The organism is Paenibacillus sp. ISL-20, assembly GCF_018613005.1.
Lineage (GTDB): Bacteria > Bacillota > Bacilli > Paenibacillales > Paenibacillaceae > Paenibacillus_AQ.
On sequence record NZ_JAGGRD010000006.1, the window covers coordinates 1 to 23,502 of the forward strand.

At 46.1% G+C, this 23,502-nt stretch carries 18 protein-coding genes and 1 pseudogene; 3 read left to right on the top strand and 16 right to left on the bottom strand.

What is annotated here, in order from left to right; all coding sequences use genetic code 11:
• A partial coding sequence (locus J7E85_RS35070) for a hypothetical protein (protein WP_215155333.1) occupies positions 1 to 342 on the top strand: 342 nt, incomplete at its 5' end.
• 131 nt (positions 343 to 473) lie between these two features.
• Here the strand turns inward: J7E85_RS35070 and J7E85_RS04235 are convergent.
• The 8 genes from J7E85_RS04235 to J7E85_RS04265 all read right to left on the bottom strand — a co-directional run bounded on the left by J7E85_RS04235 (position 474) and on the right by J7E85_RS04265 (position 13,192).
• A complete protein-coding gene (locus J7E85_RS04235; RefSeq protein WP_215155335.1) occupies positions 474 to 1,349 on the bottom strand; it encodes an amidohydrolase family protein in 876 nt (291 codons plus the stop codon).
• Positions 1,336 to 4,506, bottom strand: a complete 3,171-nt coding sequence (locus J7E85_RS04240; protein WP_215155337.1) for a GNAT family N-acetyltransferase — start codon at positions 4,504 to 4,506, stop codon at positions 1,336 to 1,338. Before J7E85_RS04240 ends, J7E85_RS04235 begins: the two co-directional genes overlap by 14 nt.
• On the bottom strand, positions 4,503 to 4,910 hold the full coding sequence (locus tag J7E85_RS04245) for a hypothetical protein (protein WP_251035463.1): 408 nt from the start codon (positions 4,908 to 4,910) through the stop codon (positions 4,503 to 4,505). Before J7E85_RS04245 ends, J7E85_RS04240 begins: the two co-directional genes overlap by 4 nt.
• Positions 4,907 to 5,062, bottom strand: a complete 156-nt coding sequence (locus J7E85_RS33830; RefSeq protein ID WP_251035464.1) for a hypothetical protein — start codon at positions 5,060 to 5,062, stop codon at positions 4,907 to 4,909. The genes J7E85_RS04245 and J7E85_RS33830 overlap by 4 nt, the downstream gene beginning before the upstream one ends.
• 827 nt (positions 5,063 to 5,889) lie before the next feature.
• The gene (locus J7E85_RS04250; protein ID WP_215155339.1) at positions 5,890 to 8,001 is read right to left on the bottom strand and encodes an alpha-galactosidase; all 2,112 of its coding nucleotides are present in this window, start codon (positions 7,999 to 8,001) and stop codon (positions 5,890 to 5,892) included.
• A gap of 100 nt (positions 8,002 to 8,101) precedes the next feature.
• On the bottom strand, positions 8,102 to 9,715 hold the full coding sequence (locus J7E85_RS04255; RefSeq protein WP_215155341.1) for an ABC transporter substrate-binding protein: 1,614 nt from the start codon (positions 9,713 to 9,715) through the stop codon (positions 8,102 to 8,104).
• A 122-nt stretch (positions 9,716 to 9,837) separates the two neighbouring features.
• Positions 9,838 to 11,673: a cache domain-containing sensor histidine kinase gene (locus J7E85_RS04260; RefSeq protein ID WP_215155343.1), complete on the bottom strand. Its 1,836-nt coding sequence runs from the start codon at positions 11,671 to 11,673 to the stop codon at positions 9,838 to 9,840.
• Positions 11,651 to 13,192, bottom strand: a complete 1,542-nt coding sequence (locus J7E85_RS04265; RefSeq protein WP_215155345.1) for a response regulator transcription factor — start codon at positions 13,190 to 13,192, stop codon at positions 11,651 to 11,653. Before J7E85_RS04265 ends, J7E85_RS04260 begins: the two co-directional genes overlap by 23 nt.
• Positions 13,193 to 13,366: 174 nt before the next feature.
• Between J7E85_RS04265 and J7E85_RS04270 the strand changes: the two genes are divergently transcribed.
• Together J7E85_RS04270 and J7E85_RS04275 are read left to right on the top strand one after the other, a co-directional pair.
• On the top strand, positions 13,367 to 14,344 hold the full coding sequence (locus tag J7E85_RS04270; RefSeq protein ID WP_215155347.1) for an ABC transporter permease: 978 nt from the start codon (positions 13,367 to 13,369) through the stop codon (positions 14,342 to 14,344).
• 19 nt (positions 14,345 to 14,363) lie between these two features.
• Positions 14,364 to 15,257, top strand: a complete 894-nt coding sequence (locus J7E85_RS04275; RefSeq protein ID WP_215155349.1) for a carbohydrate ABC transporter permease — start codon at positions 14,364 to 14,366, stop codon at positions 15,255 to 15,257.
• Between the two features lie 413 nt (positions 15,258 to 15,670).
• On the opposite strand, the gene J7E85_RS04280 is transcribed toward J7E85_RS04275, so the two are convergent.
• From J7E85_RS04280 to J7E85_RS04315, 8 genes and pseudogenes are all read right to left on the bottom strand, one after another.
• Positions 15,671 to 16,114, bottom strand: coding sequence for a DUF488 domain-containing protein (locus J7E85_RS04280; protein WP_215155351.1), 444 nt, complete (start codon positions 16,112 to 16,114; stop codon positions 15,671 to 15,673).
• Positions 16,115 to 16,125: 11 nt separating this feature from the next.
• The gene (locus tag J7E85_RS04285) at positions 16,126 to 16,551 is read right to left on the bottom strand and encodes a DUF488 family protein, N3 subclade (protein ID WP_215155353.1); all 426 of its coding nucleotides are present in this window, start codon (positions 16,549 to 16,551) and stop codon (positions 16,126 to 16,128) included.
• Positions 16,552 to 16,690: 139 nt separating this feature from the next.
• Complete coding sequence (locus tag J7E85_RS04290; RefSeq protein ID WP_215155355.1) at positions 16,691 to 17,338, bottom strand: dual OB domain-containing protein; 648 nt, start codon at positions 17,336 to 17,338, stop codon at positions 16,691 to 16,693.
• Between the two features lie 254 nt (positions 17,339 to 17,592).
• Positions 17,593 to 18,195, bottom strand: a pseudogene (locus tag J7E85_RS35075) (IS66 family transposase); the annotation flags it as partial.
• 256 nt (positions 18,196 to 18,451) lie between these two features.
• On the bottom strand, positions 18,452 to 19,465 hold the full coding sequence (locus J7E85_RS04300) for a hypothetical protein (protein WP_215155357.1): 1,014 nt from the start codon (positions 19,463 to 19,465) through the stop codon (positions 18,452 to 18,454).
• 332 nt (positions 19,466 to 19,797) lie between these two features.
• Positions 19,798 to 21,705: an AAA family ATPase gene (locus J7E85_RS04305; RefSeq protein ID WP_215155358.1), complete on the bottom strand. Its 1,908-nt coding sequence runs from the start codon at positions 21,703 to 21,705 to the stop codon at positions 19,798 to 19,800.
• Positions 21,693 to 22,247 carry a hypothetical protein gene (locus J7E85_RS04310; RefSeq protein WP_215155360.1) on the bottom strand — a complete coding sequence of 185 codons (555 nt, stop codon included), beginning with the start codon at positions 22,245 to 22,247 and terminating at the stop codon, positions 21,693 to 21,695. Before J7E85_RS04310 ends, J7E85_RS04305 begins: the two co-directional genes overlap by 13 nt.
• A 7-nt stretch (positions 22,248 to 22,254) precedes the next feature.
• Positions 22,255 to 23,487 carry a hypothetical protein gene (locus J7E85_RS04315; protein WP_215155362.1) on the bottom strand — a complete coding sequence of 411 codons (1,233 nt, stop codon included), beginning with the start codon at positions 23,485 to 23,487 and terminating at the stop codon, positions 22,255 to 22,257.
• Positions 23,488 to 23,502 lie beyond the last annotated feature (15 nt).

A 23,502-nucleotide genomic window follows, 5' to 3' on the forward strand; every position in this document is an offset into this window, starting at 1 on the left:
CATAAGGAGGGAGGCGACCGCATTCGCTTCTCGGGAATCGTTTCATCCTTTCCACTGCTTCGTGCTGATGCCATAATTAAAAAAAATGTTGCAGAAAAAGAAATCATCGTTTGGAATTATGGCCTGCGACCTTTGTGGTTACAGTTAAACATAAATCGAGGCTATCCCCAGTATATAAACTATCTTCTTTCCAAACAAAAAAACTACCCTGACGGTAAAAGTCCTAGAACAATTGATTCACATGAAGTTTTCAAGTACCGTAAATCGTCCGGTAAGGATGGGGTGATAATGCAGGTAGTGTGGAGCAACCAACCTGTTCTTGAGAGTGTGCGTAGGGGCTAGAAAGAACAAGAAGAAGGCGCTCCATCACGCTGTAGTCTCCATGTTTCACTGCACTTTCTAGAGCGGCCTCTACCCGGTAGTTTCGAGAAATTTCGCGCTGTAGGACGGTCTAACTGCCGTCGCCGATGCTTTCAGAGCGCCGCGATCCGCTGCCTGATACGCGGAAATAGTCCAATGGCATTCTGGTAGAATACCTTCTCATGATGCTGCTCAGGCACGAGCCTGCGAACGAATTCCGCATACAGGTCGATCGGTGCGAGCGGCCAGTCGGTTCCGAACAACATTTTCTCGTAATGATCACAGTACACCAGCGCCCGGCGAAAATGGTCCATGAACAGCGGTTCGTTCATGAACCGTTCAAAATGGGGCCGATCTCCGACGACAAGTCCGGACAAATCGGCGTAGACGTTCGGGTTCTTGGCCACCACTTCGGCGGCATCCATCACCCAGGGATCACCCAAATGGCAAATCATGAAGTTCACGCCGCGCTGCTGGTAGGCCAATTCATCTACGGTAAGCGGATGCGAATACTTCAGCAATCCGTTCATCGAGTAAGTATCGCCGGTATGAATCACCACGGGTATGCCGTACTTGGCAGCCAACTCATAAATCGGCGTGTAGATTTTGTCATAGACGTAATGATGGTAGTACCCAGCATATAGCTTAATTCCCGCCACCTCGGGAACTTGCAGACGAGCTTCAATCCTATCGAGCTCCTCTAGGGCGTGCTTGCCGGTGAGCATGTTCGGATTGATGCCGACGCATTCCATTAGGAACGGTGGAACGCTTTCTTGCAGGTCAAGACCCATCGGATTAGGTGAATTGGAATCAGGAAAGGCTCCCTTGGTCTGCTCCGTGACGCCCATTCCAATACCGAGAATGACGTCGTTCTTGTCAAACTCCGCCTTAAGTCCGGCAGTGGTGTAATCGACTTTGGACTGATCAATCGCTGTTTGATGAAAGCTGTCGATGTCCGACAGATGAATATGAATGTCAATGATCGGCATGTAAGATCTCCTTTTCGTCGGCAGGATTGGTAAAGGTCAGCTTCTGAAGGTTACGGACATCCTCCGAATTCAGATCGATTCGACCCAAGATCAGAAAAGTCGGCTGTGTCCAGGCGGTTTTCCCATTCAGAAGTGAAAGATGGTGATTCACATCGTGACTAAACACCTTGTTGTTCACATACGCTGATGAACTCTGATTGTGATAACTATTCACTATATGCAGCATGTTCTGACGAGAAACAGCGCCTATTCGCAAGAGTCCCTTGAAATGAAGCTCGGCTTCCAGCTTCCCGAGAAGGAACTTTCCTTCCCCGGGGATTTCCATCCATCCTTCGGAGAAGACTGGTGAAGGCTTGAAGAAATTATCATCCCTGAGCGAATAATGCGGCAGAACCAGGCCACTTTCGTTGGTCACCGAATGCAGCACGCAGAGAACAGGGACACCAGGCAGCATAAGGTAATGCTGGTCGATCGTGATCCCCCGATTCGCTTCCTGCTTCTCGATGACAGTGGTCATTCGGAGTCCCTTCCAGACGTTGCCGTGCACATCCATCCGCTCCGCCCATGTCGCACTTCTCGGCTCCTGCTGTCGACTGAAGCCACTCATGCCGGGAATGTCCACGCCGAGTCCGCCGTACCAGGGATTCCACCAGGAACGCGGGGCAGCTTCCGGATACGAACTGTCCAACCATTCTTCGCCTTGGTGCTTCAGGGAATGCACGACGCTGCCGAAGCCAGGGGAAGCCGCTATGGAGAGAATCCCGTTGCTCACTGTGTACACGGGACCTGCCGCTCCTTCCTCCAGCCCGCAAACGACGGCTGCTTCCGTTTGGGGAAGCCAGAGAGCCGACCGCTCCTGAACCCAATCCTCGCCGCGATAGACGGCACGGGCCTTCCAACCGGATTCGCCATTTTCCGGGTCTTGCTTTTCCCCAGGGGAGTACTCAAAGCTCGCAGAACGAAGGTCCTGCTCCTTTTGCAACTTCATGTCGGCAACCTTCCGCTCCGGTTCCTCACCGTTTTGCACATACAGTTCCAAGCTACCGGCGAGCGGAACCAACTTTCTTTCGATAAGTTCTGCATTCAGCGGCCCAGCCAAGAACGGATTTCCGCCGCCAAGCGCCAGTTCGAGATGATCGTCCAGCATCGGTACGACCGGGTTCCGCAGCTTCCGGGCGAAGCAGCGGAAATCCCACCACTTGGCGAAGGTGTTTAGAGCAAACACGGTCGTCTTCGTTCGTACGACAGCTCCGCCAGGAATTCGGCCAAGATCATGCTCCAGACCAAGCGGGTATTCCGGGCGAAGCAGCTTCAGGGAAGGGTCCCAACAGATGCCGCAACCGACGTTCTCTTCCTTGCTGAACAGCCAGTTCTCCGTGATCTGGGCGCTGTCCCAATGATCCGGATCGCTGGAGTAAGCATCGCCCATGTCCACATAATGGCCCTGGTATGGCAGGATGAGCCTGTTGCCGAAGAAACCAAAATTCGTCAGCAGATACATGTTCTCTTCCAGCCCTTTGCTGCTGGTGTTGCAGATTTCGTGATAAAACTCGGCGATGCCGCTTGCGAACAGCTTGGCCACCGACTTTATCTCCAGGCCGGGGAAGTCTTCCGACTCGTAAAGGGCTTCAAGTACCTGACTCTCCCCTTCTGAGTAAATCTTCACTTCTTTGGCCTGCTTCTTGGAGAATTCTTCTGCAAACGGCTTACCCAGCTTCGGATAGTTCCACCAGAAACTGTGGTGGGATCCTGGATAATCGATCCACATGTTATTATCATGCTTGCTCAGATGGAGGGAGAATGCACCGTTCACGGCGACCCACTGTTCACCATCTTCCCCACCGAAACGGCCGTGTGTTCCCTTCATCAGGACGGACAGCTTGCTTGTAAAGGAAACCGCCTTTTGATCAACCGGAACTGCCGTCACCCCAACCTCTCGCGAGTAGAGTCCGTAGGACCGCAAGATGAAGGATACCGGGACAGAGGCTTTTCCTTTAGCTGGAAGTGTGAAGCGTACGACACGATCGGCCCATTCCACGCATTCATCCTCTGGCCATTCAAAAGCGAACTCCGCTTCCGAGGCAAAATGGTTCTCCACGTTCAGATACAGCTCGGCCGGAATGCCCGGATAAAGCTCCTTGACTGGCAGCGCCGTCTTCATCTTGACCGGGAATTTCGGAGCGATGCCTATTCGGAACTCGGCTCGCTTGCCACCGATAACCCATTGGCTCTTGACAACGGGATGGGTCTTCTTGTCATTCAGTTCTTCCCGGACCGGGTCAAGCTCGAATTCCCCCTCCACGATGACCGTCTCTCCCGGAGCGATCGTTTGTGCAGCAGTCAGCGCAAAACGGATACTCTTATCGTCCTGGCCATTGATCTCAATCGCCAGCTCGGAAGCCGAGCGGTTCTTGATTCGATAGCGAACCTTGTAGGCAGAACCGAACACAAGATCGTGATCGTCGATTTCGGTGGAGATTGCATAATCAGGCGTGTCGAGAGCGGTCAGCCCGCGACCGGACTTTTCGAATTCCGCTCGCACGGAGAGATCTCCCTTACCCCAGGTGTATTCAAAGAAATCGAAGCCGCACTCCCGGCGGCCATCCGGCTCGATGACGAGCTCGCGGGTGCTGTCTGCATACCAATCCAGCTCCTCAAAATAAGGAGCGAGCGCTTCGGTTTGCAAGATGGTCGGAATGAAGTTCATCAAGTGGACGTAATCATCATTTTTTTCCCAGAAGAACCCGCATTTCTTGTACATCGGCACGGCTTTGGTGTTGCCTGCCCAGGTAAACAGATCTAGGCGTGGCCACCCCGCTTCAACTGTCTTGCGGACGGCATTCAAGATCAGATTACGGCCGACCTTGTAGCCGTGATAATCGGGCCGAACATTCAACAGCGGCACATACAGGGCCCCTTCGTCATGGCGGTAGTGGGCGAAACTACAGAAGCCGACAACCTCCTTACCATCGACGGCGAGAAACGCATGAAGATTGGACGAAATCTCCATCTCCCGGCGAACAGCGTCCTCCGTTCTCTGCCTGGTGCCGCCTCCCCAACTTTCGTTGCTGCGGTTCCACATATCAGTGAGCGCCCCAGCGTAGGAATGGTCATATTCGATAATTCGGATTTGTTTCGCGGTGGTGTTTGTTGTCATGCTCTCATCTCCTTATCATCATCTAGAAGTATGTAGTGAATATAGCTGCACCAAATTACTTTATCTGCATTAGCTTCAAAATTTGATATTTCATTAGAATTCATTAACATATTTATTTTATCGCCACCAATATGTTCGTCATTATCAGCATTATAAATTTGTACAATCTCTACCATATACATCCCATTCTTCAATTCAATCCTATTGTTTGCGCAATTTTCGCCTGGAATCTTATTATCGCTAAATTGCGCAGCCATAGTCAGGCAATCATAATCAACAATATACAATTTGTTATCCGTTATTTCTATATATCCTTCTGTCCTTCTATAGCACTCCAGATCATTTAACGTAGCTTCGAACTTTACTTCTATCGTCCATGAATGTTCTATTCCTTCCTCGGTCATTTGGAAACTAATATTTTGCCTTCTTCCATCTCATCTGAGAAATGTTTGAATAGCGACTCAAATTCCCAATCTTCATCTACAAATGTCTTACATTTATCTGCATTGACTAGCGGAATAAAATTAGTGTCACCAAGAGGAAGACAAAACTTCATTTTTAAACCTCCTCAAAAAATAAAGTGCTATTTCATGCCATAGGTTATATTCTTGAACACACCCTGATAAGCCCTAGAGCTATAACTTATCATACTATAAAATGGAAGTATTTAGGCATACAACTAATCCACTACTTCAAAATAAAAACTCCTACCTAGGGTCGCTTTCGAGACTTTCAGCATGTTTTAGATTCTCATTTTTAATATTGAAATTACTACTCGTCTATGTTACCTATCACTTTTTCTTTTTATGTAAATAGTTGAGTTTAATGCTATACATTTGTTATTCTGGAAATTAGAAACTTTTTAAATTAATTGGAGGTTTTTTCTGTGTATGGTTATTAGAAGAGCGCATTAGCAAACTTGAAAACAAAGATTGAATATCAGAGCGTAAAAAAAACGGCCTAACCCACAAGGAAAAGGCTGTTTGCTTTATTATCTGCAATCTTCTTTTTTGAACGTTCCAGCATCGTCTGGTCTGTACCACACTTTTTGTAATCCCCATCTCTAGGGCCACCACAGACAGCTGGCTGCGAGTACGACTGGATATGTAGTGGACTGTAACGGTGCGCTGTAGTCCTAATATATGGTGTATGCCCCTCCTCGCTCCTCCATAGGGCGAATATGGAGCCATTCGATACTGTACATTGGTTAGCATACTCAAGGCTAAACCCATAATGGTGATCCACATTTCGTTCCTCCCTTAAGTCCATGATGTAATCTAATATCAGTCATAACATTGACGTTAACGTGGAAGTCGACGGCAAAAAAAACGCCGCATTGCCTATAAGACAATGCGGCGCGCTCCGTTCCGGGGGATATACGAACTATTTTTGGATCTGAATGTGATAAACCAAGCTGTCAAAATCCCCGCGCAGCGGCAGCTCGATCCCGATGTTCATGAGTGCCCTGCCGCTCCATGTACCTTCAAGCCCCTCAATGCCATACGACTGATCGGCTTGCAGTCCGGTAAGCTGCAGTCGTGGCAGCGGCTCGCCCAGCTTCTGGCTGTGCAGGAACGCAAACAGCACGTTGTCGCTTCCGTCTTCGCTGCCGTACTGCACGGCCGTTACGCCTTTATGCCGAAGCGAGTCCAGGCGATACTGGCTGCCGATCTGAACCAGATGACGAATGGATTTGTACTGCGCGACAAATTCGGCCGATTCCGCAATCAGCTCGTCGCTCCACTCATTCAGGTTGGAGCCGATGCCGAGCGTTCCCATCATGGCGCTGTGGAAACGGTATTTCAGGGATACCTGTCTGCGATTCATTCCTGTCGGCGACTCCGTCACCCAGCAGGTCATCATCCGCGGAGCATACGTGTACGAGAAGCCCTCCTGAATGCTGAGACGGTCAAAGGCATCCGTATTATCGCTCGGCCAGGATTGGTCGGCATACCGGAAGATGCCAAGATCGATGCGCGCTCCGCCGCCGGCGCAGGTTTCAAACGCCACATGCGGGAACTTGCGCCGCAGCTCCGCCCAAATCTCGTACAGGCTCTGAACGTGGCGAATCCAGATCTCCTTCTGGCGGTGAAGCGGATGATCCTTCATGCCGGGTTCGGTCACCGTCCGGTTCATGTCCCATTTAATGAACTTGATGTCATGCTGCTCCAGCAGGTCCGTCATAAACTGCAAAATGTATGCCTTAACCTCCGGCTTCGAAATGTTCAGCAGCAACTGATTGCGAAGCTCCGAGCGCTCCCGCATCTCGAAATGGTACACCCAATCCGGGTGCTCCCGGTACAGATCGCTGTCCGGATTGACGGCCTCCGGCTCCACCCAGATGCCGAAATCCATGCCCAGCTCATGCACCCGGTTAATCAGCTCGCCGAGACCGTTCGGGAATTTTTCCCGGTTCACGAACCAATCGCCAAGCCCGGCGCGGTCGTGGTTGCGCCCGCCGAACCACCCGTCGTCCACGACGAACAATTCCACGCCCATGCGCGCGGCTCTCTCGGCCAAAGCCATTTGATCCTTGGCATTGACATCGAAGTACGTCGCTTCCCAGGAGTTATACAGGACCGGTCTCATTTGGCCGCCCGGCAGGACATCCGAATATTGATAGCGATGCAGTTGCCGGCTCATCCCGCCAAAGCCGCCGCTGCTGTATCCCCCGACGAAGCTTGGCGTATCGAAGCCTTCTCCCGCTCCCAACACCCACTCGCTGTCGAAGTCGTTGATGCCTCCGGTCACCCGGACATGCTCGAACACCGTCCGCTCGGCCGTGATCTTCCAGTTCCCGCTCCAGGCCAGCGCGCCGAACCAGACCTGCCCCGCCGACTCCGTGGCATGTCCGTCATCCATCGCAAACCAAGGGTTGGCGTGGCTGTCCGTAAAGCCCCTACGGGATTCCAGCACCTTCTTTCCTTCGGTGAGAAAGGTGCTGCGCAGCTGAAATTCGCCGGACCATTTTCCCGTCACGTGCGTAAGCCGATAATCCGCCAGATAGGGGATGACCCATGCCGCGGATTGCGCATTTTCCAGCACGATATCCGCCTCGCCGCGGTTTACGATCCGGGCTGAACGTTCGATCAGGTCGCACTCGGGAATCGCCCGGTAGGACAGTTCCACTTCGAGCGGGTACGCTTCGTCCTTCAAGACGATGACCAGCGTCTCCCTGCCTTCCGTCTGCAGCGTGCGGTGCCCGGTATAGCGAACCGCCAAGTCGCGCACGCCATCCGGCATGCGGACCTTCAGGCTGGGCTCACTGTATTTGACGCCGCCCCAGAAGCTGTATTCCTCCACCTCCGAATGGACTTCCGCGTCAAACGAGCTGTGCGATCTCGGCCGCAGCAGCGGCGCAGCGTCTTCGATCGCGACGGGCTCTCCCCAGTAGAGATGCTGCAGATTGCCGCTGTCGTTGATGCCGAACAGATAGGAGCTGTTATCGGTTTGTATCGCAAACACGCGAAACTTCTCTTGATATTGAATGGTCACAGAATATCATCCTTCCGTTTCGTGTTGATATGGTTTTTGCCTGTGCAAGAAAAGAAGGAGAGCCAAAAGACGAAGCATCTTTTGACTCCCCTTGGCCAGATTATTTGCCCCACAGCTCTTGACGTTTGTTGAAGTTGTCCGTATAAATCTTTTCCAGCTTGGCCAGGCCAGCCGCCTCGATCTCGGCCATCATCTGGTTATAGGACTCCACCACTTGATCCTCGGACGGCGACAGGGCCATCTTCAGGAAATACTTATTGATGGTGTCGTTCACCTTCGTTTCCATTATGGCTTCCGGCGTTCCGCCAGCCGGACCCAGGTTGTCATACGGTGCCGTATCGAACGACGTATCGGCCAGGTTCTTGATCGCCAGATCCGTGACCGGATCGGTCTGGTAACGGCCCATCAGGTCATACGGAGTTCCGTCCTCGCCGGGACCGTTCTTAATCATCCAGGTCCACTTGCGAATGCCCGTCGTACGGGAAGCTTCGTCCCAATTCTTCTTGAAGGCGTCCAGCACTTCTTGTCTTGGCACATGTTTGCCGTCCTTCAAATCCCAATGCTCGCCCTCTACTCCCCACATCAGCAGATACTGGCCTTCCTCGCTGGCCAGGAAATCCAGCAACTTCATCGTACGCACCGGATCCTTGTTGGAGCGGCTGATGGCGACGCCGTCCCAGCCCAGGGAGCTCTTCGGTCCGTAAGTGGCCTCTTCCGGCTTCACGCCCGGGGCCAGCACTTTATATTGGTAGAACTGACGCTCGTCCTCGGTGGCCTTATCGGCTGCCTCGGTTTTGAGCAGCGCATTCGCATTTCCCACGTTCCAGAGCGCTTCCGCCGTGGCAAACACGTTTCCGTTGCCCAGCTTCTGTTCGAACTGCTTGGTCTTCATCGTCGCCCATTCCTTATCGAGCAGGCCTTTGCGGTACAGGGAGTTCAGAAATTTTACCATTTCCAGATAGCGCGGATCGCGGACGTCCTTCTTCAGCTCCCCGTTTGTCTCGTAATACGGCATCATGCCGTACATGCCTTTGAAGCTGCCGGTCACGGCTCCGACATTCTCGCCGTTGAGCGTCATCGGAATGCTTTCTTTTCCGTCGATCGCCTTGTATTTCTCCTTAAACTTGACGAGCAGCTCCTCGAATTCCTCCGCGGTAAACGGTTCGCCGTTGTTCACCTTATCGCCGACGCCAAGCTCCTTCATGATGTCCATGCGCATCATAAATCCGAACACCGGGTACTGCTCCAAGCCGTACCAGTTGGAGAAATAATAATTGTTGCCGTCCTCGCTTCGCGTTTTGGCAAGCGTGTCGCCGTACATTTTTTTGATATTCGGTCCGTGCTCTTCGATCAGATCATTCAGCGGGATCACCGCGCCAGAGGTAATATACTTGTTCATGATATCGCTTCCACGACTCATCAAAATAACGTCGGGAAGATCGCCGCTGGCCAGCATCAAATTCAGCTTCTCGACCGGATTGCCCGTATGCTGCTGGATCTCGACGGTGACGCCTGTCTTTTCCGTTATCACTTTAGCGACCGGATTCGTAAAGGCATCCCCCGTGTTTTGGTCAAACCAGGTTAACGTAATCGGCGCGTTGCTGTCCGTCTCCGTGCCGCTGTCTCCGCCCGATGCCGCCTTCTGGTTGCCGCCGCAAGCCGAAAGCGTTGTCATAACGAGCGCTGCTGCCAGAATCCATTTTAGTTTCTTCATTCCCTGAACCCCTTTCTAAGGTCGTCATATTCATATGCTCGAATATATCTATCATTGTAAAAATCGGGAGTTCATTGATCTATAACGCAATCTTACAATCCATGATGCAAAATGTCTTTCATTCAGGGGAACACCTGCTGCGGTTCCCGTTCGTTTGCAGGATGCCTATCGGAGATTACAGGTATCCGAATGGTCACCGCCGTTCCGATGCCGAGCCGGCTGAAGATGCTTACTCCGTACTCCTCCCCGTAGGTAAGCTTGATCCGGTCATTCACATTTTTCACGCCGTAGCCCGACAGATTATCCGATTTGTTCAGCGCATGATCAAGCTGTTCGGGGGTCATGCCGATGCCGTCATCGATGACCTGGAGCAAGATGTCGTCCCCCTCCTGCCTCAGCTTCACGTTAATGTTGATTCCCGTTTCGTCCCCAATGGCATGATTGATGCAGTTCTCGATGAAGGGCTGCAGAATCAGCTTGATCGTTGTGTTCCCGAACAGCTGCTCATCCAGGTCGTAATGCATATGAAGCTTGTCCCGGAACCGGATCTTCTGAATCGCGACATAATTCTTCACCAGATTGATTTCCTGCTCCAGCAGAATGATGCGCTTCCCTTTATTCAGCGACACCCGGTAATACTTGGCCAAATAATTGACCATTTGATACACCTGCATAGCCCCTTCTTTAATCGCCAGGGAAGAGATCGAGGACAAGGTGTTGTACAGAAAATGGGGGTTGATCTGGGCCTGGAGCGTATTCAGCTCCGACTCCTTTCTTGCGATCTCCTTCACGTATACGTCATGGATTAGGGATTGTATGGTCGAGGCCATCTTATTGAACGCAAAGGACACCTGGCCGATCTCGTCATGCCCCATCGGCTTAATCGACAGCCGGAAATCCCCGCGCTCCACCTTCCGGATCTGCTGCAGCAGCACCTCGATGCGCTTGGTCATGACCTTGGTCGTAAAATAGAGCAGCAGGATGGCCATGCCAATCGCCAGCACGGAGAACCAGATGACGTTCTTGGTCGCCTGATTCGCATTGGCCAGCAGCTCGTCGTAGGGCACGGTGATGACCGTGGACCAGCCGTTGCTGAGCTTTTTATACGTGAAAAAACGCTCCTGGCCGTTAATCTTCATATCGAATGAGCCTGCATTCTGAGTCATCCCCTCCTGAATCGGGAACACGTCGAACAGTTGGTTCGATTGGAGGTTCTGATCCCCCGTGCTGATCACGCCGCCAAATTCGTCGATAATATAGACGCTTTTGTTGTCGTTCTCCATTTTGATCAAGGAATAGAATTCATTCGCGTTAATGTCCATAGTCAAAATCCCGTACGGATGCTGTAAGCTGAAATAACTTAATGAACGCGCAATGGTGATATGTGCATCATTGGCCCTGAAATCCTCGGAATGAAAGTACACCATACTGCCGGCGGCATCCAGCACCTGTTCCTCCATCGCCGGTGGCAGCTCTTCCGTATATTTGACGTATTGGCCGTCGGAATAGAGGGTGTGGTTCCCCGTATATATCGTAATGCCCAGAATGTTGGCATTCAGGGTCATCAGGGACGGCAGCGTCCGGTTGATGTATTGGAAGGCATCCAGATAATAAAACGCCTGCTCATAGTCGGTAGACAGATAATTGCGGAGCTGCGCATCCATGTAAAGAATGTTCGACAGCTGATTGTAATACTCCAGCCGTTTCTCCACGTTGGTGTTAATCTGTGCCAGCGATCCGCCCAAGGCCGTATAGGTATGCTCCGTAATCGTGCTGCGGGTCGAAGAATACGAATAATAGATCAGCAGCGAGAACGGCAGGATGATGACGATCAGAAAGATGAAAAAGAACTTGTGCCGGAGCCGCCAGTTGGTGTATGCGCGTAAGTGCGCGAACGGGAAAGCCCCTGCCAGACGGCTCCACGGGCCGGACGGGCTAGATGTTTTTGCGGTATTCATTCGGCGTAACTCCTTGGCTTTTTAAGAATAAGGAAATGAAGTAGGATGTGCTCTCATAACCGACCCTTTGGGCGATGTCCTGAACTTTGAGCGAATCGTCGGCCAGCAGCTCCTTGGCTTTGTTCAGCCGGATTTTCGTTAGGTAATCATGGATCGTCATGCCGGTTTTCTCCTTAAAGATGGAACGCAGGTAGTTGGGAGACAGATACACCTGATCGGACAAGCTGTTGATCGTGATGGCCTGGTGATAGGTCTGGTCGATCGTCGTGCGCACCTGGTGCACCAGCCTGGCATTTTTGTCCATGAACCGGTGTTCCAGCGTCCGAATCGCATGCCCGGCGTAATTCATGATGATCGCTTCGATTTCAATAATGGTTCGGCACTGATAGATGGATTGGTAAAGCTCCGCCCGCTTGTGGCTCTCCGTGATCGGTTCGTGGATCCCCTCCAGCAGACCCTCCACCAGTCCGATGGCAAAATCGCACACTTCGGTTTTTCGGATCCGCAGCATGACCAGCCGGTTGAAGTAATCCCGCAGCTTCTGCACGGCCTGCTCGGACGCCAGCTGATGAATGTCCTCGAAATAGGCCGTCTCTTGGAAAGGAGGAATTTGCTGGCTCTCCAGCTGCTGCAACACGTCCTTGGCATAGATGACTCTCCCGTTCCCGACGTAAAACCTCTCCTCCAGCATCAGCCGCGTCTCCCGGTATACATCCTGGATGCGGGACAGCTCTTCCGGCTCCTCGTTCACGGCCGCGGTCATCGTAAAGCCTAGCGCATCCTGCATCTGCTTCAACAAATCCTCCCACGTAAAGCGGCTCAGATGGCTGGCGGCATCCATGAAGATGCCCAGCTCGCCTTCCCGGCAGATGACTAGATCCGCCTCCAGCTTCTTGTCCGCAAGCCACTCCTCCATATGTGTCTGCAGACGCGCCATGCCATCCTCAAGGGACAGCCCCGGCTGTGCAGCGTGCGGAGCATCGAGGCCGAGCAGCGTAAGGGTATACGTTCTCGGCTCCGTATGGCGGGACAGCTTATGGTAGCTGGCAGCGAGGTTTCGGAATCGCTCCTCGTTCTGCTCAAACATCATCTCTCGTACAATATTGGATTTGGTCACGCGAATGGAGCGGTTCTTCATCCGCACTTCCTCGCAGCGCCGTTTCACTTTATCGATAACGCTTACAATTTCGCTCAGATCCAGCGGCTTCAATAAATAGCCGACGGCTCCCACGTTTAAGGCTGATTTCACATAATTGAATTCATCGTGTCCGGTTAGGAAGACGAACTGAATCCAGTCGAATTGCTCACTCACCCGTTTCGCCATATCGAGCCCGTTCATGACGGGCATCTGGACATCCGTCAATACGATATCGGGCTGAATCACCTCGATCTTCTCCAGGGCATCCCTGCCGTTCAGGGCTGTTCCGGCCACATATATCCCCATCTCTTCCCAACGAATATAATCTCGGATCATCTCTAGCTCTAGCTCTTCGTCATCAACGAGAAAAATGCTATACATGCTCATACCCCCTATGTCGGCTTTATCCCTTCATATTATAGCGATTTCGTTATTTTAACTATGGGAATAAGCAATGTAAGTTATTTTCAAGCATCTTTCGTTACATTGTCATATCGACACTCTTTTTTTCGGAGTCTTATAATTTGAGTTAACTTGAGATGCGAGGTGCCCCCTATGAAACCTGCTACAACCTTACAGACGCGGAGTGACTTGAACTTAAGTCCTCATCGAAAAAGCCGCTGGGCGATGCTGAAGCAGCAGAAGTATCTATTCCTGATGATGCTGCCCGGACTGATCTGGGCCATTGTGTTTGCGTATACGCCCATGGTTGGTCTATACATGTCCTTCGTCAATTACCAGCCGACGCTCGGCGGCTTCTGGTCGACCCTGTTTTCGAGCGAGTTCGTCGGCCTGGAATGGTTCCGTTACTTCTTCAACAACGGCGACTTCTGGATCGTCATGCGAAATACGCTGGCCTCCACGCTGATCACGCTTCTCTTCTCCTTTCCGATGCCGATCCTGATCGCCATCGCGATTAATGAGATCAAGAATGTAAAGTTCAAAAAGACGGTGCAAACCGCCTCCTATCTTCCCTATTTCATATCCTGGGTTATCGCGGCCAACATCATCGTGACCCTGCTCTCCTCGGACGGCGCGATTAACGGCATTTTGAAATTCCTCCACATTACCGATGAAAGCGTTCTATTCCTGCAGAACGGCAAGTACTTCTGGTGGATCGTCGCGCTCGGCAATACGTGGAAGGATATGGGATACAGCTCGATTATGTATTTGGCGGCCATCTCGTCCATCAACCAGGAGCTCTATGAAGCGGCCAAGGTCGATGGCGCCAACCGTTTTAAGCAGATCCGGTACATCACCATGCCCCACCTAAAGCCAACTATAGTCATTCTGCTGATTCTGGCGCTTGGCGGCATCCTGAACGCGGGCTTCGACCAGCACTTCCTGCTCGGCAATGACCTGACGCGGGATTACTCCGACGTCCTGTCCACCTATTCGTTCCGCTATGGTATCCAGAACGGCATGTTCTCCTATGCGGCAGCCGTCGGCATGTTCAGCTCCGTGGTCGCTTTCATCATCGTGGTCATCGTCAACTATACGGCGAAGAAGCTGAACGGGCAGTCCCTATTCTAAACCATAAGGAGGTACATCCATGTTAAGCAAAAAAACCGTGCCCGAGCGTATCTTCGATGCCTCTTTATATCTGTTCCTGACCGGCATCTTTATCGTCACCTTCTATCCGTTCTGGAACATCCTGGTCATCTCCTTAAACGATGCGACCGATACGATGCGGGGCAATCTGTACTTCTGGCCGCGCGTGCCAACGATCGAGAGCTACCTGACCATCTTCCGGAACCCGGAGATTTGGAGCGCCATTAAGATTACCGTGCTGCGTACCGTCGTCGGGACCGCGGCATCCATCTTCTTCATCACGCTGCTCGCCTATCCGCTCAGCAAGCGCAGCCTGCTCGGATGGAAATACTTCTCCTTCTTCTTTGTGTTCACGATGTATTTTGGCGGCGGGCTGATCCCGACGTATATGATCATCAAATCCCTGGGGCTGATCGACTCCTTCTGGGTCTATATCTTCCCCGGCTTAATCGGCGTGTTCCTGATGATTCTGGTACGTACCTTCATGGAGCAGATCCCCGGCGAGATCGAGGAATCCTCCAAAATCGACGGCGCAAACGATCTGCAGACGTTCTTCCGCATCATCATGCCGCTGTGCGTGCCGGTGCTCGCCACGATCGGCCTGTTCTTGGCTATCGGCCACTGGAACTCCTGGTATGACTCCTATGTGTATACCTACAAGCCGGAGCTCAAGACCCTGCAGGCCGTCCTGGTCAAAATCCTCAACCAGTTCCAGACCGCCGGCATAATGTCCGACGCGCAGCAGCTGGCGCAGGGCTCCAAACGGATCCCGGTCTCCAGCGAAAGCATCCGGATGGCGGTGACCATGGTAGCCACGCTGCCGATCATTATGGTGTATCCTTTTGTGCAAAGGTATTTTGTGAAGGGGATTATGATGGGGGCGATAAAGAGTTAGATCGTGGTGAAAAGAAAGCGCCCTTACCCAGGAGGGGTAAGGGCGTGTTTTTATTCTCTAGAGCTGTAATTGTATCTTTATAAAATTCACATGTATTATTTTTTGTTATCTTCTTTGCCTTTAGCTTCGAGGATTTTATCCCTTCTTGTTTTGCACATCAAATCTTGAGTAATTATAGTTTCAAATACTAAAGTAAACATCTCATCAATGACAGGTTCGTGTGGGTCAATAACTAGCTATATTTAATGGATAGGAATTATGTGAATATTGCAGCAAGTATAGAGAGTTCACCTTATATCATAACTGTGAACTAAAAAAACGGCATCTCTGCCGTTTGTGTGTCGTGTCTTGAAAAATAAGGGCTTCGAACCATTGACGTTTCGCTACCAGCGAAACGTTCTTCCAGTACAATATTACACCAAATGAGATACTTTGATTTCTCTTTTATGATGATGCAGATACTCTGCAAGTAACCGTCTGTGGCAGTGATGGGGCTTATCTTCACTGCATAAGAAGCAAGTTACTTCGTCAGTCAAAATCTCATCTATCCGACTTTCAATTTTTCTTTTTTCAAGTAAACCAACATACTGTTTTTCATATTCATCCCAAGTCATCTGCTTTTTTTTATAAGCACTAAGAATATCATCTGTTGGAGCAAGTAAAATATCGTGGTGATACGATATCCCTACCAGCCGCATCACATATGAAAGGTCATTTTTCTTTGCATATCCAGATAATTGAGAAGTATTGTTGAGTCGGGTGTCAACTAGCCGCGTCACACCTGCATTCTTTATTAAATTCACAAATTGTTCCAAGCTCTTTTTTGCAAACCCAATTGTACAGATTTCTCTATTCATAATTTAAGCTCCTAGAATAACGTAATTTGTTCAACTGTAACTGGATTTAATTCTTTTACCTCTGCCCCATACTGTTCAAAAAATTCCCCGACCAGTCTCCTATGGCAGAAACGATGATCTTTACAAAAACAGACTAGAACAACATTCTTGCCAAGTAGTAATCTTTTATATACATCACGAAGTGCATTCAATTTTGTGTTGGATTTAAGTTCTATTAAGAACCTCTCTTCATACTTAGACCACCATTCATTTCCAGGACGATCTTTCCATTGATTTAAATAAGTATGAAATAGATCAGAAGAAGGAGAAAGGTCTCTTACTATTTCGGCACCTGCAATTTCAGTACCCGCTCTTGTAATAAGTAAGATATCTGCATCAAAATTTATTTTTTTCAACCCTGCTGGATTTGAAGTATATATTTTACCTGTGGGTTTCATCTTTGATGCCTCCTTTCATCTGTACCTTCATTATATCATAAACATCCTGTTTCTAATCCTTTAAATTTCCATTCTGGATCTATCGCTCCCCTTCTGACGAAACAAAAAAACAATGATCAGGATGGTATTGATTTCATTACTACTGGATTATTGCTGCCACCAACTTATAATGACACTGATCCATGTCGAAAATTTCTCCCAAACTTATTACTAACCCTACATTATTCAGAACAAATCTACCCACACTTTGATATTTTCGAATATACCCTTCATCGGTTACACTAAAATCATTGTAATGGACTCCATTATATGAAAATGAAATCTTATACTTTATTTTTTCGTATCTTTCTACGCTCAGTACAGCTCTTGGAACAAAAATAAACTTTAATGAATAATGTTGTGATGGAGATAACCCAGACACAAATGAACTCAATAATCGCTTGTCGATATTATGAAAAACATAAGGATCAGGATGTTGTTCCAATAATTTCACAACTTCCCCAAGGGAAGAACTTCTCAACTTCGTCCAGTAATACTCGGAATTATATTCGTGATTTTCTGGTTGAAAATGTAAAGGAACCGCCTTGGTTAATTCAACCCGAATAACATCCAATATTTGGGCTTGGGAACCATCTTCATAGATCAAATCTACTTCTGGTACCGCACAATGGATGTCTCTTTGGCTTGATACAAGCCTAATCCACTTACCAGAAGTCAAATCAACACCAGCAATGCAGTAATTATTGTATTTTCTTGATTTAGTGAGCAAAATAATTTCCACAGACATGTGCGCATCCTCCAATGTTATACATCAATAGACCCATTATACATCTGAAGACCTACGAATACTGTCGAATTTTGCTGTCCTATATCAAACTTTAGTCTATTCCATAAAATAACGAAGCTACTTAAAGCTCATTTATAACATTTAATTGCTCACTTATTGTGATTGAGAAACCAGATAAGACAGCAGGAACCTCGTCTCAATCTTGTTCTGTGAGCGTCAAATAGGCCTCACCTAGCCGTCAGATGGGAGCCAATCTATGATGGATGAGGATTAAGAAATACGAGATGTATCTGGTAATGAAGATGACCAGCCTCCGGAGATTGGATATCCGAAATTTGCGGTAATTGCTCAAACAAGTGCATGAGATTCCGGAATGGATGCAATCCGTTTTCTTTCGCCGTTTCAATCACGCTATAGATCGCTGCGCTAGCAGCAGCTCCTCGCAGAGTGTTTGCAAACAACCAATTTTTGCATCCAATCATAAATGGTATGATCGCGCGCTCGCTGAGGTTGTCGATCTCAAGTACCCCGTCCTTCAGGAACACCGTAAGCTTTTCCCATTGGTTCAAGCTATAGGCAATTGCTTGGCAAATCTGGCTATAGACATCGTCCGAGATTTCTGCTGAGCGACACCATGCATAGTAGGCATCTAATACTGGACGGCTTCGTTTTTCTCTAGCCTCGTGCCGTTCCTGTGGCGTGGCCTCCTTTTAGCTACCGTTCAATTGCAAAGAGCTGGTTGCAGTATGCCAACCCTTGCGCAGCCACTGTTTCTGGATTGCCTTTGGCCTCTGGTGCAGCTTTTAGCGCTTCATCATATTTACGTCCGCATGCGCCCAACAGCCTACCAATGATATGTACGTGTGAATCAACAACTAACTAGACCCAATAGATGAGAAAACAGGCCCGTTTTCCTGTCACGCTTTTTCAAAAGATTCCTCCAACCAAGAGAACTAGTTCACCGGTTGTGCGTGTGTAGCAAGTATGGCGACTTTCCTTTTGCTAATCTATTGGGTACATTTAGTGTTATCATGAGTATCACCACTTCTCGGTTAATTTGAGGAAAGTAAAGATTAGGGTTAGTTTACCGGGGAAAGTCACAGAAAATAAAAATCACAACCTTCTTTTTATTTTCATAACCAATGTTCTTACTATCTCATCATCATACTTTTGGGAAGAGAGAGGAATATATCTAACTCTGAAATTTTTGAAATCATCCTTTATAAGTATCATCTCGATACCTTCTCCCTTATCATCTCGACAAAATATATATATTGCTAAACAGGCGCTTGACTCAATTTCTACTGTAAGTTCTGAAATAATATATTTGTTATACTGATGATATTCACTGATACTCCCCATAGTAATAGTAGTTACTTCTAACAATTTATATTCATTGAAAATTGGAATATCTGTATTATTAAGATTTTTGATTTCATTAAAAAATAGTTCATAGCTAACATCTTCATTTAATTCTTGAAGTTCTTCGTTTTTTAAAAATGAAGAGTAATATAAAAATATAAGTTGTTGAATTGACATTGCACCTGGTTGAATTTTCATATGGAATAACTCAAGCATATTTGCATCTGGAAAAACACCAACTATTTTCCAGATGATTAGGCAGTTGTTTAATATCTCGATTTCATTTGGTAGCAAGCAAGAAAACTCAATATTTTGATTATTGAATTCTATTAATTTTATTAAACGTTCAGCTTTTATGTCATTAAATTCATTACGAATAAAATGTTCTCTTTTAAAAAAATCAGTAGGTATAGTAAGGTTAAAATTTTCATCGTTTTGTGCCCAATTGTATATTTCGTCATTAAAAAAACAATAAAGATAACTCTTTAAATCAACTTCAGATTCTACTTCAACATATAAGAATACAACAAAACTAGGTGTCACATAAGATTTAGGGATACTTAAGAATGATTTTTTCCCCTTAGCAATTGTTCTTCCCTTTGATTGAATGCGAATAAATTTAGCATTATCATTAACGCTCCTCAATGCTAAAAGGTCCGCCCCATCTCTATCAAAAAAGGGCTTTGCTAAAAGTATTCTATATCTATATAGTCTATTAGAAATGTAATTTTCTGCGCTTATCGCAAGAGCGCTATTATCTTTCATGCGATTCTCCTTCAATATCTATTTCATGTTAAAGCAGACAAGGGCTCTTGGAGATTAATTTATCCGGTTTGTTTCTTGTTGTCACGGGACATCCGCTCTTAATCTCCAAATAAATCCACAAAAAAGACGTCAGATTTTTTTGAGCCATATGTTATAAATCGTCAGTTTCTAGACTTCATAGACAGTATGTTCAAATTTCGATTTCGTTTCCGTTTTCATTTACGAGTCATCCACAAACAATTTGGTAAAGATTCTGCACCGCTGGCATGACATTTCGTCATAATAATAAACCTGCTGGTTCTTTCATTCTGAATTCTTTAAACGAATTTTATTTATTTCAACTTTAACAATTTTTCACCATCATTAATCGTTTGTTTTACGAAACCTCCTAATGATTTTGGATATTTACCTAAACCTGTTGTTAATATAATTTGATAGTCCAATGATTGAAGTTCAGAAATTCTATCCATACATTCATCCAAATTTTCTTTATCAATCCCTAAGTTTTCAGGTGTATCAATAAGTAAAAACTGAGGGAAGGGAATACGATTCTTAGAATCTAATGACATAGCTAAAAGAGTTAAGAAATATAAGAATCGTTTAGGTACATCTGAGCTGGCTTCTCTGTAAACACCATCGTTTAAGACAGGCATATAATATTCATCTATCTCCGCACTAGTAACCTCTCTTAAGGTTTTCGTCATAAAGCCATTGTAAATTTTATTAAACTGTTTAATCTGAGCTTGTATCAATTGTTCAATTGCTTCCTGTGTATTTCTAACCTTTGTTTGAAGCATGTTAAAATCATTTTTCGCTTTGTTGTATTCTCGTTCAATTCCTTCAAACTTTTCAATCATTTTGATCCTATTTTCACTATCTTGAATTGCATTCCTTAATTGATAAACACGTTCATTCAATTGAAGTAATTCTTGATTATTGGAGCTCGTGTGCTGTTCAGCCTCCTTCAGTTGATTGCGAATGCTCTCCAAGCTTAAATGAATTTGCTCAATCACTTCTTGCACTGAAGTAATCTCTTTGCCACATGAATTAATGGCTACATCAATAGTTTCTACAGATTTTTGTTTAGAACGCAAAATTTCAATGTATTCCTTTGAATTATAAAAGAAACGCTCACTTTGACCTTCTTGAATTTCTGCTCCACATAAGCAAACTCCCCTACTACGTTCAACTTTATTGAAACAACAAGGGCAGTGGTCTGGCGAAAAAAGATGCAGTGTATTATGAGAAAATATAATTTTGTTAATATGAGACACTTCTCTTATCAGTTCTTCTTTTAATTCAATCAAGTCACGCTGTTCAAATGATACATTACTTAGATTCGTTTGACCCTCTGCAAGTTCTTGCTCTTTATGAACCAGAGCTTGACGAAGTTGTTGAATTTGTAGTTCGAATTTTGAAGAATCTGATTTTCGACTTTTCACTTCATTTCGTAAAAGTTGAACTCGTTGCAGTTCGAGTTTATCTTCTGTCAACTTTCTTAGCAGTTCGCTTGATGGAAGGCTGCTTACGTCATACCCCATCTCAGTAGCCAGAACGCCAAAATTATCAAATAATATTTTCTTGGCATCTCTCTGCTTCTCATACTCACGCAATTGTCCCAACATGGCATAGAAATCAGCAAAACGATGACCTACCAATAATTCAAAAATGACCTTACGTATATTGGCTGAGTCTGAAATGAAGTTACCGTCCGTTCTATGTTCTTTGTATATTTTTTTAGGTTCTGTACCTTGGTCATAATGGATAAGACGGAACAAATCAGTAAAATTGACTTTAAAGTGGGATGTGCCTTGCCAAACGTCTACTACTTCAATACCCAGTTTTTGAAGCAACCAGTCTGAATAAGTGGATTGACCCTCAGGCATATGTTGTCTGTTTAAATACAATGACTCTTCCTTACCATTCTTATCTTGGACAATTATCATGTTATTATATTTTTGACCAAAAAATCGTTTAATTAAATAAGGCTCATGATTGATTTCGATTTCAAGCAACACAAAATTATTAGTATCGTTTTTGACTTCTTTATGAACTTCTGTTTTTGAGAAGTTAAACATTTGAACGTGGTCACCTAGCGCATAACATATTAAAGCACTAAATGTAGATTTCCCCCCACCATTTCCAGCTTCAATTATATTAACCCCATCTGTTAATTTTGGCGAACTATAGGTGTACTTATCACCATTGTAATGCACCCGGTTAATTTTTAATCTTCCCATATATGTACACCCCTTTTGCGGAACAGTTCATCAAGTAATGAGTCAGTTTTCATTGTTCTTATATATGAAAACATGGATTTGATTTGCTCACTGTGGTCACGTTCCATGCGAAATAACTCTGAAGACGAAAACTCTGCTGGAAGATTTTCTATACAGAGCCATACATCAAATGATTTTCTAGTCTCATTTTTAGAAATAGAAATAATGCCCTTTTGTTGAAGCGCATAGAATAATGACATTGCCCAGTTTAATCGTAACCGACTTTTTAAGTAAGTTTCTTTCAAATGATTTCTATCAATAGGTGATGCTGTACTGTCCAATTCTTTATTGGAAGCCAATATAGAAAATAAAGCGTGATTGGACAAGAAGGGAATTAGGTAATTTAATTTTGACCATTCTTGTAATCGTTTTTTCTCACTTGTAAAACCAAGCGTCTGTAAAAAAATTATCGTATTATACGCGAAATAGTAATAATCATCTTCTGCACTAAACATCATTCGTTTCTTAACGTTCAAATTGTCATTCTTTATTTGTTCACTCATTGTACATTCACTTCCTCCTGTCAAAAGCTAAATAACATGAGTTAATTAATTCATAAATCGTATCACGAACAGCATTTCCACTTTTGAAAGGGTAATTATAATCTTTACCCCAATCTTCTAAATGTGCGGTAGCTGAACGAACCAACATATCTATCCAGTCATCAACGACTGGCGGTTCAACCGTACATTGGTCTGTCTGTTTATGTACGACTCTTATTAATTGTTCTTCACAAGCTTCAAATACACGATAAAGATATGCACCACGTTCTTGCGGCTGAACTCTTAATAACTGTTTTTCAATGGAACCAATTTTACGCGCAAAAATTTCAAATGTTGATTCATCATATTCAGGTGATACGTCTTTGATTTTACTGTCAATATTTCGACCATCAAATGGTTTTTCCATTGAGTCCCAGTCTTCATAACATGGGTCTACTGGCCTTGCAGATGCAACATTATTACCTATTTCAAGAAATTTTGTCCTCACTGTATCTGTATTAATCATCCGATGAACTGGGTCTTTAAAGGCTTGCCGTTTTTCTAGTTCTTTATCCAGAGCATCGATGATATACTGCTCTTTTCCAGACACCGTTATGGTGTTATATAAACGACATCTTTGAACTTTTAACAAAAGGGTGGCTTCAAGCTGATTTTCATCTTCCTGGTTAAACTTCCAATCTATCTGTCTAAGGAACTGAATCCACATCTCATCTGTATAATGCTCGATTACATCTAAGAATCCCGTCTCAGTTTTTCCTATATATTGATTTTTATAATCCTCTAACACAATGCATTTAAGATAAGGAAGAACCGTTGAATAGTCCTTTTCTATTAATAGATTCATTAGTTCCTTTTCTGGCAGTTCCAATTTATTTCTTTTTAATAACTCGGTAGTACGCTCATTTGTAATTCCAGTATTCGTATAAAAACCATAACGAATATGTTTACCAAAACGTAAAGAACAATCCAAAAAACTAACTAAACTGTTCTTTATTTCATCAGAGTTTAATGAGAAGCATTTTGATTCATAACTCTTATCGCTCTCTATATACTCTGAATTTTCACCAGTTCCATCATCTTTGTTCAGATAAATATCTTCAATATGCTCACAAGCCACAAGCACAGCTATATTTGGTGATTTTTCAAGCTCGTCAAATATTAATTGTATAGCTCTAAGACGTTGCAGCCTTTCCCCCTTACTTTGTTCACCCACTACCCGACTGATAATACTTCTCTCCATAGGCTTCCATCCTTA

Bases quoted from the DNA above. Each gene is read 5' to 3' on its own strand.
- J7E85_RS04255 (WP_215155341.1), bottom strand. From the start codon at position 9,715: ATGAAGAAACTAAAATGGATTCTGGCAGCAGCGCTCGTTATGACAACG.
- J7E85_RS04260 (WP_215155343.1), bottom strand. From the start codon at position 11,673: ATGAATACCGCAAAAACATCTAGCCCGTCCGGCCCGTGGAGCCGTCTG.
- J7E85_RS04245 (WP_251035463.1), bottom strand. From the start codon at position 4,910: ATGACCGAGGAAGGAATAGAACATTCATGGACGATAGAAGTAAAGTTC.
- J7E85_RS04290 (WP_215155355.1), bottom strand. From the start codon at position 17,338: ATGTCTGTGGAAATTATTTTGCTCACTAAATCAAGAAAATACAATAAT.
- J7E85_RS04310 (WP_215155360.1), bottom strand. From the start codon at position 22,247: ATGAGTGAACAAATAAAGAATGACAATTTGAACGTTAAGAAACGAATG.
- J7E85_RS04285 (WP_215155353.1), bottom strand. From the start codon at position 16,551: ATGAAACCCACAGGTAAAATATATACTTCAAATCCAGCAGGGTTGAAA.
- J7E85_RS04315 (WP_215155362.1), bottom strand. From the start codon at position 23,487: ATGGAGAGAAGTATTATCAGTCGGGTAGTGGGTGAACAAAGTAAGGGG.
- J7E85_RS04280 (WP_215155351.1), bottom strand. From the start codon at position 16,114: ATGAATAGAGAAATCTGTACAATTGGGTTTGCAAAAAAGAGCTTGGAA.
- J7E85_RS04305 (WP_215155358.1), bottom strand. From the start codon at position 21,705: ATGGGAAGATTAAAAATTAACCGGGTGCATTACAATGGTGATAAGTAC.
- J7E85_RS04300 (WP_215155357.1), bottom strand. From the start codon at position 19,465: ATGAAAGATAATAGCGCTCTTGCGATAAGCGCAGAAAATTACATTTCT.
- J7E85_RS04265 (WP_215155345.1), bottom strand. From the start codon at position 13,192: ATGTATAGCATTTTTCTCGTTGATGACGAAGAGCTAGAGCTAGAGATG.
- J7E85_RS04235 (WP_215155335.1), bottom strand. From the start codon at position 1,349: ATGCCGATCATTGACATTCATATTCATCTGTCGGACATCGACAGCTTT.
- J7E85_RS04270 (WP_215155347.1), top strand. From the start codon at position 13,367: ATGAAACCTGCTACAACCTTACAGACGCGGAGTGACTTGAACTTAAGT.
- J7E85_RS33830 (WP_251035464.1), bottom strand. From the start codon at position 5,062: ATGAAGTTTTGTCTTCCTCTTGGTGACACTAATTTTATTCCGCTAGTC.
- J7E85_RS04240 (WP_215155337.1), bottom strand. From the start codon at position 4,506: ATGACAACAAACACCACCGCGAAACAAATCCGAATTATCGAATATGAC.
- J7E85_RS04275 (WP_215155349.1), top strand. From the start codon at position 14,364: ATGTTAAGCAAAAAAACCGTGCCCGAGCGTATCTTCGATGCCTCTTTA.